The 10,539-nt window shown below is 69.3% G+C and carries 12 protein-coding genes; 5 read left to right on the top strand and 7 right to left on the bottom strand.

Annotated elements, in window-relative coordinates:
- Window positions 1-15: 15 nt before the first annotated feature.
- Window positions 16-918 carry a LysR family transcriptional regulator gene (locus ACSDR0_RS19015; protein WP_435290165.1) on the bottom strand — a complete coding sequence of 301 codons (903 nt, stop codon included), beginning with the start codon at window positions 916-918 and terminating at the stop codon, window positions 16-18.
- 297 nt (window positions 919-1,215) lie between these two features.
- Between ACSDR0_RS19015 and ACSDR0_RS19010 the strand changes: the two genes are divergently transcribed.
- Both ACSDR0_RS19010 and ACSDR0_RS19005 read left to right on the top strand, forming a co-directional pair.
- On the top strand, window positions 1,216-2,181 hold the full coding sequence (locus ACSDR0_RS19010) for a DUF6777 domain-containing protein (RefSeq protein ID WP_435290164.1): 966 nt from the start codon (window positions 1,216-1,218) through the stop codon (window positions 2,179-2,181).
- Window positions 2,182-2,347: 166 nt separating this feature from the next.
- Window positions 2,348-3,751, top strand: coding sequence for a serine/threonine-protein kinase (locus ACSDR0_RS19005; RefSeq protein WP_435290163.1), 1,404 nt, complete (start codon window positions 2,348-2,350; stop codon window positions 3,749-3,751).
- A gap of 310 nt (window positions 3,752-4,061) precedes the next feature.
- Here ACSDR0_RS19005 and ACSDR0_RS19000 read toward each other — a convergent pair whose 3' ends face one another.
- Window positions 4,062-4,271 (bottom strand): DUF397 domain-containing protein, encoded by a 210-nt coding sequence (locus tag ACSDR0_RS19000; RefSeq protein WP_435290162.1) that lies wholly within the window; start codon window positions 4,269-4,271, stop codon window positions 4,062-4,064.
- Window positions 4,262-5,092, bottom strand: coding sequence for a helix-turn-helix domain-containing protein (locus ACSDR0_RS18995; protein ID WP_435290161.1), 831 nt, complete (start codon window positions 5,090-5,092; stop codon window positions 4,262-4,264). Before ACSDR0_RS18995 ends, ACSDR0_RS19000 begins: the two co-directional genes overlap by 10 nt.
- A 171-nt stretch (window positions 5,093-5,263) precedes the next feature.
- Between ACSDR0_RS18995 and ACSDR0_RS18990 the strand changes: the two genes are divergently transcribed.
- Entirely contained in the window at window positions 5,264-5,719 is a 456-nt protein-coding gene (locus tag ACSDR0_RS18990; protein WP_435290160.1) for an ATP-binding protein, read from the top strand.
- Between the two features lie 89 nt (window positions 5,720-5,808).
- Here the strand turns inward: ACSDR0_RS18990 and ACSDR0_RS18985 are convergent, their stop codons facing one another.
- Both ACSDR0_RS18985 and ACSDR0_RS18980 read right to left on the bottom strand, forming a co-directional pair.
- Complete coding sequence (locus ACSDR0_RS18985) at window positions 5,809-6,153, bottom strand: VOC family protein (protein WP_435290159.1); 345 nt, start codon at window positions 6,151-6,153, stop codon at window positions 5,809-5,811.
- Window positions 6,154-6,255: 102 nt separating this feature from the next.
- A complete protein-coding gene (locus ACSDR0_RS18980) occupies window positions 6,256-6,645 on the bottom strand; it encodes a MerR family transcriptional regulator (protein WP_435290158.1) in 390 nt (129 codons plus the stop codon).
- A 62-nt stretch (window positions 6,646-6,707) separates the two neighbouring features.
- On the opposite strand from ACSDR0_RS18980, the gene ACSDR0_RS18975 reads away from it, so the two are divergent.
- Together ACSDR0_RS18975 and ACSDR0_RS18970 are read left to right on the top strand one after the other, a co-directional pair.
- A complete protein-coding gene (locus ACSDR0_RS18975; RefSeq protein WP_435290157.1) occupies window positions 6,708-7,586 on the top strand; it encodes a polysaccharide deacetylase family protein in 879 nt (292 codons plus the stop codon).
- Between the two features lie 228 nt (window positions 7,587-7,814).
- Complete coding sequence (locus ACSDR0_RS18970; RefSeq protein WP_435290156.1) at window positions 7,815-8,516, top strand: DUF998 domain-containing protein; 702 nt, start codon at window positions 7,815-7,817, stop codon at window positions 8,514-8,516.
- A gap of 351 nt (window positions 8,517-8,867) precedes the next feature.
- On the opposite strand, the gene ACSDR0_RS18965 is transcribed toward ACSDR0_RS18970, so the two are convergent.
- Both ACSDR0_RS18965 and ACSDR0_RS18960 read right to left on the bottom strand, forming a co-directional pair.
- Window positions 8,868-9,338 (bottom strand): GNAT family N-acetyltransferase, encoded by a 471-nt coding sequence (locus tag ACSDR0_RS18965; RefSeq protein WP_435290155.1) that lies wholly within the window; start codon window positions 9,336-9,338, stop codon window positions 8,868-8,870.
- Between the two features lie 89 nt (window positions 9,339-9,427).
- Window positions 9,428-10,498 (bottom strand): DUF418 domain-containing protein, encoded by a 1,071-nt coding sequence (locus ACSDR0_RS18960; protein ID WP_435290154.1) that lies wholly within the window; start codon window positions 10,496-10,498, stop codon window positions 9,428-9,430.
- Between the last annotated feature and the right edge of the window lie 41 nt (window positions 10,499-10,539).

Genomic DNA, 10,539 nt, shown 5'->3' with positions numbered 1-10,539 from the left:
GGCATCGCATCGTGCCTACAGCAGGCGGGGGCCGAAAGCCTGGAAGGCTTTCAAGAGGGCGTGAACGGCGCCACGTCGATCGGTGCGCCGGCACGCGATGTGGAAGACCACGGGGGCGGCGCCGGTCAGCGTCACCACCCGCAGGCCAGGGCCCAGGAGCGGGGCGATCTCGGCGAAGGTGGCCATCACGGCTGTGCCGTCGACGGTCCGGCGCAGGACACGGGTGAAGTCTCCGGCGTCGATCTCGATCAGGCGGGCCTCACGGCGTGACCGTACGTCCCCGAGCCAGAACTGGTTCATCCACTCGTCGGCGCAGGCCGGGTTGTACAGGATGGGCTGCTTGCTGAAGTCCTCCACGTTCATCGTCTCGGCGTCGGCGAGGGGGTGCCTGGCGGCGACCACGCCGATGCGCGCGCTGGCGCTCAGGGGGTACGAGTCCACGGCGGGATGTCGCACGGGCGCCATGTTCCACAAGACGTCTATCCGGTGTTCGAGCAGGCAGCGGGTGAGTGCGGGCAAGGCGATGTCGTGACGCACCAGCCGGGTCTCGGGGAAGCCTCGGCGGATCTCTCGTGCGATGCCGGCCATGTGGGTTTGCCTGAGGACCGCGCCGAGGCCGGCGGGGACACCGATCCGCAGCGTGTGCCGGGCGGGGGTGTCCCGGGCACTCTCGCGGGCGGCGTCGGCCTGAGCGATCAAGGGTTCGGCGGCGATCGCGAACCGCCGGCCCGCGGGGGTCACGGCGAGCACGCCCGTGGGGCCCCGCTCGACGAGGGCGACCCCGACTTGTCGTTCCAGACGTTGGATGCGCTTGGTCAGCGCCGATGAGGTCAGGTGCAGTCGCCCGGCCGCCCGCCCGTAGTGCTCCTCCCGCACGAGCACCAAGAAATCGGCGACCAGACCGAGATCCAGATCCATGCGCACCTCTGCGGTGTGGATGAGCCGGGCGACCGATTCAAGATTCTGAGTCAGAGATATCGGCTCAGTGGTGGCTACTTTAATTCTCCGGCAGCTGTCAAGGCCCGATTCCTCATCGGAACGAGGAGGGGTCACGCTCCGTCGGCGCGCGTAGAACAAAGCCACCGGTCAAGCCATGAAAAGGATTCGCGGGCGCGACCGTGGGTGCACTCACGCCGACGCCGCCATCGCACTGGCGGCACGCACGGGGGCCACCCAGGCATACAACGCACGTGCACGATACGGATGGTGATCCTCATGAATATCTTGGGCCGTCGTTTCACGGCCTTTCTGGCCGTCGCACTCCTTGTCCTGGGTGTTTCCACGGCTGGATGCGCTGCTGCCCTGCGGCCGATATCGATCGCGCTCCTGGCGGTGGGTGTGATCGGCGACGACCCGTTCACCCGGTCGGCGGCCGACAACATCTCCGGCGTACTGGCCGGTGAGGGGGGCGAGGTCGAGGGCGACGAGCCCGGGTTGTACGGCGGCACGCGCGGGGCCAGGCACTGCGACAAGCAGCGCCTGGTCCGGTATCTGGCCAGGAACCCGGCGAAGGCCCGGGCCTGGGCCGACGTGTTCGCCATTTCGCCGGCGCGAATACGACAGCACGTCCGCGCGCTCACCCCGGTCGTGCTGCGCCGCGACATCCTGGTGAAGAATCACGGTTACAAAAACGGCAAGACCACGGTGTTCCACGCCCTGCTCGAAGCCGGGACCGCGGTGCTCGTCGACCGGTCCGGCAATCCCGTCGTCAAATGTGACTGCGGAAACCCGCTCATCCGGCCCGACACCGACATCGACCTCGAGGAGTCGAAATACCGGGGCAAGAAGTGGAAGGGCTTCTCCAAGAAGAAAGTGACGATCGTCAAATCCGGCGACGAGCAGAAGGCGGTGAGGCTCGTCGGCCTCGCCCCCTCGACCGGCCGGACGACCGGGGAGGCGATCGACCGGCCGGTCGGCTCGGACGGAGACGTCGACAAAGTGGTGGAGGAGGAGACCGTGACGCCGACGGAGACCGCCACCTCGACGTCGTGCCCTGATCCGGCCACTTCCCCGCCGCCGTCGGAGGTGTCGTCCCCGACGTCGTGCCCGGAGGCGTCCACCTCCCCGGTGCCGTCTGACCTGCCATCCGACTCGCCGTCGCCGTCCTCCACCCTCTCCGGCGCCGCGGATCCGGTGAGTTCTCCGGCACCGGTGACAGAGACGGCTGCTCCGGCTTCATGAGGCGCGGGAGGTCCTGTGGAGACCGGCCTTCGCGGGCCCGCTGCTCGCCAGATCGTCACGCCCGCCGTCCGGCTGCTGCGGCCCGGAGGATGATCCGGTAACCGATGGGCATCAGATGCGGTGATATCAGTGACATACGGGATCAATCATCGGGTAGGCATGCCCCATGTCTTCTCCGCGGTACGAAGGGTGGCTGCTGGCCGGGCGGTACCGCCTCCTGGCCGGGCTGGGCAGAGGCGGCACGGCGACGGTGTGGCGCGCCCATGACGATCTTCTCGATCGTGAGGTCGCGGTCAAGGAGGTCGAGGTCCCCGGCCATCTGGCCGGACCCGAGCGCGAGATCCTGCTGGAACGCACGATGAGGGAGGCGCGCCTCGCCGCGCGGCTGAGCCACCCCAACATCGCCGCGGTGTACGACGTGGTGCGGGCCGACGACTCCCTGTGGATCGTGTTGCAGCTCGTGCGCTCACGCAACCTCGCCGAGGTGGTCGCCGAGGAGGGGCCCCTGCCCGCGCCCACCCTCGCGCGGGTCGGGCTGGAGGTGCTGTCGGCGCTGGAGGCCGCCCACGCGGCCGGGGTCATGCACCGAGACGTCAAACCCGCCAACATCCTGCTCACCGACGAGGGGCACGCGATCCTGACCGACTTCGGGCTGGCCGCCGCCGTCGACGAGGACGTGAGTCTCACCAGGACGGGAATGGTGGTGGGCACGCCCGCCTACATCGCCCCCGAGCGCGCCGGCGGTGCCGCCTCGAGCGCCGAGAGCGATCTGTGGTCCTTCGGGGCCACCCTGTACGCCGCCGCGGAGGGCCGCGCCGCGTTCGGGCGCAGCACCGCGCTGGCCACCCTCGCCGCCGTGCTGACGGCCGATCCCGAGCCGTTCCAGCATGCCGGACCCCTGGCGCCCGTCATCGCCGGCCTGCTGGACAAGGATCCCGCCCGGCGCACCGACATCGTCCGTGCCCGGCGACAGTTGGAGGAGGTGGTCACGCTCTCGGAGCGGGGCGCGGACAGCACCGCGGCGCCCTTCCTCGTCACCCGCGTCGCGGTCCCGGCCGCCGACCGGAGCCCCACCGGGCCCACCGAGGCCAGCCGCCGTTCCACGGGGAACCGCTTTCGGGACAGGGCAGGGTTTGTCCCGATACGTCAGCGGATGACCGGGCGCCGGCGCCTGTCAGTGGGTGTCGCGGCTCTGGCCGTCGGCATTCTCACCGGCACCATCGTCGCCGGTGGGTGGCGCGGTGACGAGCCCGGCCGATCGGAGCGGGACGCCCCTTCCGGCGCCGCTCCCGTCACGACGTCACAGCCCACCCGTAGTCCGGAGGCGCGGCAACAGCCCACCCGTACCCCGGAGGCGCGGCAGGTGACCGACGAGCGGCGCTCCACCTCCGCGTCTCGCCGCGGCGGGCGGACCGACGTCGCCCCCAGGACGACGGCCACCGGATCTCCCGGGCCAGGCGCGTCCGGGACCAGTGCGAGGGAGACCAACCCCAACTCCAACAAGTACAAGGACAAGGGCAAGGGCAAGAAATACGGGGTGACGCAGCACGGCAACGGTAAGAAGGATTAGCCGCGCCCGTTCGGGCGTGGTGTTTCGTGCCTGCTCAGGCGTGGTGTTTCGCGCGTACTCAGGCGTGCTGTTTCGCGGCCGAGGCGACGGCACCGGCCGTCCGTTCGCCGAAGGCCGCCTCGGGGCGGCCTGGATACGGGCCTCGACGAGATCGTGGCGGTGGGTCACGCCGCCGCCGACGGCGGCCCGCGTCGTGTCCGCACGGTGCGGCGAGGAGCCGCGAGCTCGATCCCTGGAAAACCGGGAAGCCGACCGGCTCGCGCCGGGACGGCACCTCGCCGCCGGGTCGCGGACGGATGACTCGGAGTGGTCAGCCGAACGTGCCGTTCTTGACGCCGTCGATGAAGGCGGTCCACTCGGTGGCGGTGAAGACCAGCGCGGGGCCGGTGGTGTCCTTGCTGTCGCGGACGGCCCGGCGTCCGCCGGACAGCCCGGCGACCTCGACGCATTCGCCGCCGTTGCTCGCCGAGCGGGTGGACTTGGTCCACGTCGCCTCTGCCAGTTCCCGGTTCAGGTCCATTTCTTGGTCGTCTCCTTGATCAGCTTTAGTGACTCGCGCTGGGACAACGCCTCGACGCGGATCGCCTCGTACCGCAATGCTAGGACGGCGACCTCGTCAGGGCGATCGGTTACCTGACCCGCACCGGCCGACTCGATGTAGGCCGCGTTGACCACCCCCCTGCGTGCGTGCGCGATGACGAAGCCCCCGCTGATGCCGGTCGTCGTGCGCGCGTCGAGGGGAAGGATCTGGATCGCGATGTCGGGGCGCTCACCCACCTCGGCGAGGTGGCGGAGCTGCGCGGCCATCACGCCGTCGTCGCCGACGGGGCGGAGCAGGACGCCCTCGTCGATGACCGCCCAGAGCATGGGACGGTTCGCCCGGTCGAGGATGACCTGGCGGTCCATCCGGGCCGACACGTACTCCTCCAGCTGCTCCGGGGTGATGCGGGGCTCGCCCCGCAGGATCGCCTCGGCGTAGTCGCGGGTCTGGAGCAGGCCCGGAACGATGAGGGGCTGCCAGGCCCGCAGGGTCTCGGCCTCCCGCTCGATCTCGATCCAGGGCCTGAACCAGTCGGGCAGCCGGCTGCCCACGTGGCTGACGAGATCCCACAGGTTCGTCAGGGCGCCGTCGAGCTTCAGGACCTTGTCGATCTTCTCGGTCATCTCCCGGGGAGCCTTCCGGTGGGTGAGCTCCACCATGCTCACCAGGCTGACCGACCACCCGATGCGATCGGCCAGTTCTTTTTGACTGAGTCCTGCCTCTTTGCGACGCCTGCGGAATTCTGTGGCGAAGTATTCCTTTGGGGAGACCGTGGAACCAATGCCCGGGGGGATGGTCATTTTTGTCCTCTCATGAATACACGCCGGGCTCCACACATCCGTGTAGTGACCGTGCGTTCGGAGTCACTACCGACAGTAGTCCTTGTTTGGGATTCTTGGAATACTCGGCGGGTGGTCGCCGGGCTCGGGTCAATGCGGTGAGGAGACCCGGAAGGCGAAAGGGCATTCACGATGCGACCGGCCAGAAAGCCAGGGGAAATCTTCCTGCGGAGAGAACCCGAATCAGTTTCGAGTGCACGCGCGATGGTGCGGGATTTCCTCGGTATCCAGCACCCCGCCTACGAGCAGGTGCGACTCGCCGTCTCCGAAATCACCACGAACGCCGTCGAACACTCCACCCCCGGGCCGGTGGGAGACCTGGTCATGGTCGTCCTGAAGGTGGTCGACGACTTCGTTTACGTGGAGGTCACCGATCCCGGCTCCGCGTCCGGCAAGCCGTCTTTGCGGGACATTCTCTCCCCGGACGCGGAGGACGGCCGAGGGTTGTTCATCGTCAACGAACTCTCAGCGGGAAACTGGGGTGTCCGCGACTTCGGGGCCGGTGGCCGCACGGTGTGGTGCGCCATTCCGGCCGATCCCACGGCTCTCAACGAGGAGGCCGCCATTCTCACCGTACGGCTGGAATAGCGGGTGTGGCGTACCGCGATATCCGCCAATCAGAAGAAACTCGATCCCCACACTCCACAGGAATGGTGTGTACGTCTTACGCGTTTTCTTCACTCGTCCACATAGAGGCAGAACGGGTGCCCGGCGGGATCGAGGAGGACCCGGACGTCGTCCTGTGGCTGGTGGGCGGCGAGTGTCGCGCCCGTCTCCACCGCGTGGGCGACCGCGCCGTAAAGGTCGCCGACCTCCAGGTCGAGGTGCATCATCATCTGCTGGGAGCCGTCGGCGGACGGCCAGACCGGGCGTGCGTAGTCCGGGGACGTCTGGAAGGCCAGGTGCGCGCCTCCGTCGGCCGGCACGACCATGGCCCAGCCGGGTTTGTCCTCGCTGATCCTCCAGTCGAGAAGGCGCGCGTAGAACCGCGCGAGTGCCTGTGCGTCGGGTGCGTCGAGCACCACGCTCCATCGGTGAGAATTCGATCGTCCGCGCATGCCCGCGTCCTGCCCGCGTCCTGCCCGGAAAAACGGCCGGATCACGCCGGGCGCGGATGTCCCCTCTCACGGACCGTCGGCCCTCGCCTCCCGCCGGCGGTGTTCCGACGCCGCGTCGATCACGTCGTCGAGCACGTCACGGGAGTTGGCCAGCTGGGCGATCATCCCGTTGATGCGGTCTCGTTCGGCGGCGAGCTCGGTGGCCAGCAGGGGGGTGGCGATCTCGGACGGGCCGCCGTCGGCGTCCCGCATGCACGGCAGCAGTCGCGCGACCTTCCTGCTGTGCAGTCCCGCGGCGAACAGCTCCTGGATGCGAATGACCCGGTCGACCGCCTGCTCGGGATACTCGCGCTGGCCTCCGGGCGTGCGGTCGGCCGCCAGCAGCCCCTGCTGCTCGTAGTAGCGCAGCGACCGTTCGCTCACCCCGGTGCGTCGCGCGAGTTCACCGATCCGCATCTCGACCCCTCGTACGCCCGGCACTTGAACCTGACATCAATGTTAACTTCTACCGTGTCGGCATGACGAGGACAGCGGAGAACGAGCTCTTCAACTACAGTCCCATCACCGAGCGTCCACCGATCAACTGGCCCGGCGGCGCCAGGGTCGCCGCCTACATCGGGCTCAACATCGAGCATTTCCTGGTCGACCGCCCATCCACCAGCATCTGGCCCGGCACGGCGGATCTGGTCCCCGACGCGCTCAACTACGGCTGGCGCGACTACGGGCTCCGGGTCGGCATCTGGCGCACGATCGAGAGCCTGGACCGGCACGGTATCCGGGCAAGCGTGTTGCTGAACTCCGCGGTCGCCGACCGCTACCCCCAGATCATCAAGGCGGGCGTGGAGCGGAACTGGGCCTGGCTCGCGCACGGGCGGACCAACTCGATCCTTCAGGCCGGCATGACCCGCGACGAGGAGCGCCGCTTTCTCGCCGACGTCGTCGACACCATCACCGCCGCCACCGGACGGCGGCCACGCGGCTGGATGGGACCGGGGCTGACCGAGACGTTCGACACCCCGGCGCTGCTCGCCGAACTCGGCCTGGGCTACGTGCTGGACTGGACCAATGACGACCAGCCCTACCGGTTGAACGTGCCCTCGATGCTCAGCGTCCCCTACTCGGTCGAACTCAACGATCTTCTACTGTTCGGCAGGGGCACCACCGGACCGGAGTTCCTCCAGATCATCAAGGACCAGTACGAGCAACTGCACGCCGACTCCGAGCACAGTGGCCGGGTGATGGCGCTGGCCCTGCACCCCTTCGTGACCGGCCAGCCGTTCCGGGCCAAGTATCTGGACCAGGCCCTGGAGTATCTCGCGGCACAACCGGACATCTGGCTGACCACCAGCGACGAGATCGCCGAACACTACCGGCGCACGCTCGGGGAGAGCGCGTAGGGGACGCGGCCGCAGCACGCCAGGCAGTACGCCAGGCAGTACGCCGGAAGGACACCGCGAGGGCGGCTCGCCGGACGGGGATCCGCTCGGCGAGCTCCGGGGACCCGGCGGAGGTCGGTGGGCACCGGATGCGGAGGTCGGAGGTCGGCGGGCACCGGATGTCGAGAATCGCGACGCAGCTTCTACCACTTCCCGAGGACGCCGTCCGGCTCCAGGAAGAAGTGCATCGTGACTCTCACACCTCCCTCGCCCCACCAGGACGACCGGCTCTCGGCCGCGCCGGCGGGGCGAGCGCTCCCGGCCCGCGCCGCCGGCGTCTCGTCGATCGCGGGCGTCGCGTTCCTGCTCTTGCTGGTCCTGCTCCACCTGATCCGGCCCGACGTCTCGACGAGCTGGCAGACCACGAGCGAATACGCGCTCGGCGAGTTCGGCTGGCTCATGGTGGTGGCGTTCCTGCTGTCCGCGGTCGGCTACGGAGCCCTGGCGATCGCGCTCCTCGTACGGCCCCGGCGGCTCCCCGCCCGGATCGGTGCGGTCATCCTGGCGATCGTGGCCGTCGGCACGGTCGTCGGCGGCGTCTTCGTCACCGACCCCATCGACACTCCGCAGGATCAGCTGTCCACCAGCGGCACGCTGCACGGACTCGGCGCCGGCCTCGCGCTCATGTTCCTTCCGGTCGCGGCGCTGCTGATCACCGCCGGGCTCACCCGCGACAGCGCGTTCTCCACCGTCAAACGCGGGCTGTGGTGGACCGCGGTGCTGCCGCCCGCGGCGCTGGTCATGTTCATGGTCGCCCAGACCGTCCTGCTCAAGGGCGGAGGCTTCGGCCCCGACGTCCCGATCGGATGGCCGGAGCGACTCCTCGTCCTCGCGTACGCCGCGTGGCAGATCATCGTGGCGCGGATCGTCTCGCGCCGGACCGTACGGTGAAACGGGAGCGTTGGACAGCGGTGACCGGCGAGCTCGCCGGGCGGGAGCCTCCTCGTGCCGGGCGACGGCAAACGCCCCCTTTCAATGGGACCCGGCAGAAACCTCAACCATGAGACGGAGATACATCCCGCAGCACCGCGAAGAGGTCAGGGACGTGCTCGCGGAATCCGTCTTCGGTGCCGGACCGTAGCGGTCGCGGCGGCACCTCCGGTACGGAGCCGACGAGGTCCGGCGCCGGTAGTGGTCGCCGCTCCTCCGGTGACTCGAACCCATGCGACCGCGATCTTCCTGACGAAGGGGCGGGGCACGTTCACCGCGGGCCCCGCCGGTCAGCTCTCGTCCGATCCCTGGTCAGGCGGTGGTGAAGGAGATCCACACATCCGGGGGAACGTCGGGCCGGTTCGGCACGGGCCGGCTTTCCTCCCTCCACGCGTCACCGGCGAGCTCGGTGGCGACGCGCCGCCAGAACGCGACGGCCGCCGTGTTCGAGTCCTGGAAGGCGATCTTCCAGGGGCCGGGGTGCCGGGAGATCACCTCCCGCACGACTTTCGTCCCGATCCCGGTCCGGCGCGCGCCGCGTACCACGAAGAAGCTGTTCAGCACGCGCGCCGGGCCGGACACCGCGCGCACGAACGAGAACCCGACGGGCCGGTCGTCGCTGGTGAACAGGTAGGCCGTCCAGTCGTCGTCTTCGAGCGCCGAGCGCAGCCGGTCGCCGTGATAGGTGGCGTCGGGGCCGGGCAGCCCGCCCTGGAACTCCGCCATGTCGTGGCGGAACATGAGCCAGAGCCGTTCGACGATGGGGTGGTCCGCGGCGCTCACGGGCCGCACGGTTACCTGAAAAGTAGTCATACAAACACTTTCCGACCGAAAGCAACTTCCGGCCGGAAAGGTAAAACTATCAGATCGGCCTATGCGGCAGGCTGTCCGGAACCTGCTGGGCGCCGGGCCCAGGTGGCCCAGCGCCAGAGCCATTCCAGCGGGCCCTGGCGGTAGCGGCGCAGCCAGAGCGTGGACACCAGCCACTGGGGGACGAGAACGGCTCCCGCGATCAGGAGCACCGTCGCCGACGTCCAGCCGTCCGGCGGGCTGCCGATGAGGTGGGCGGCCACCAGGACGAGAAGCGTGGCGGACAGGTAGTTGGTCAGCGCCATCCGGCCCAGCGGCGCGAAAGCCGTTTGCAACACCGGCCGGAGCGGCGTTTTGAGCAGGAGCAGCAGGACGCACACGTAGACGCCCGCGATCAGCAACCCGGCGAGGCCGAACCAGGTGTTGAAGTACGCGTCGCCGGCCTCCGTCTCGACCTGCAGCCACACGGCGGGCACCGTCCCTGCCGCGAAGAGCAGGGCCAGCGCGGCCGGGACACGGACGGAGCGCTCCATCCGGTCGATCACGCCGTACCGGGTCAGCGCCGAGCCCAGCAGGAACAGGCCGGGCACCAGCGGCACGCCGTTGCTGTCGAGGATGAGCGGCGCCGCGACGAGGACGGCGGCGAGCCCCGCGACGGCCCGGCGCGGCAGCCAGGTCGAGGGCAGCAGCACCAGCAGGCCGACGACGGCGTAGATGGTCAGGATGTCGCCCCGCCACAGCAGGAACATGTGGGCCAGGCCCACCGCGAGCAGGACCAGGAGCCGGCGCAGCAGGAGCACCCGCGGGCGCGGGGCGTGGCGTCCCGCGGAGTCCAGCAGCAGCGAGAAACCGACGCCGAACAGTACGGAGAAGATCGGGAAGAAGCGCTGGTCGACGAACAGCCCCAGCCCCAGCCAGGAGTCGTCCTGACCCGGGGCCACCACCACGGACCGCGTGACCTGTGTGGTGTGGATCATGTGGGCGATCGGCTTGACGTTGGCCAGCAGGATCCCGCACAGGGCGAACCCGCGCAGCACGTCGAGCGCGGCGACCCGTGGCCGGCCGGAGGACGTCGTCATGGGTCGCCCCGGCCCGGTGGCCTCCGGCGTCGAGGGAAGCGTTTCAGGTGACATGGGACCTCATCCTGCGGACTTCGGCCCGCTCTCATATCGGC

It is taken from the genome of Streptosporangium sp. G11 (assembly GCF_051192615.1).
GTDB lineage: Bacteria > Actinomycetota > Actinomycetes > Streptosporangiales > Streptosporangiaceae > Streptosporangium.
The sequence above is the reverse complement of the archived record's forward strand: the minus strand, read 5'-3'. Positions and strand labels throughout refer to the sequence as shown.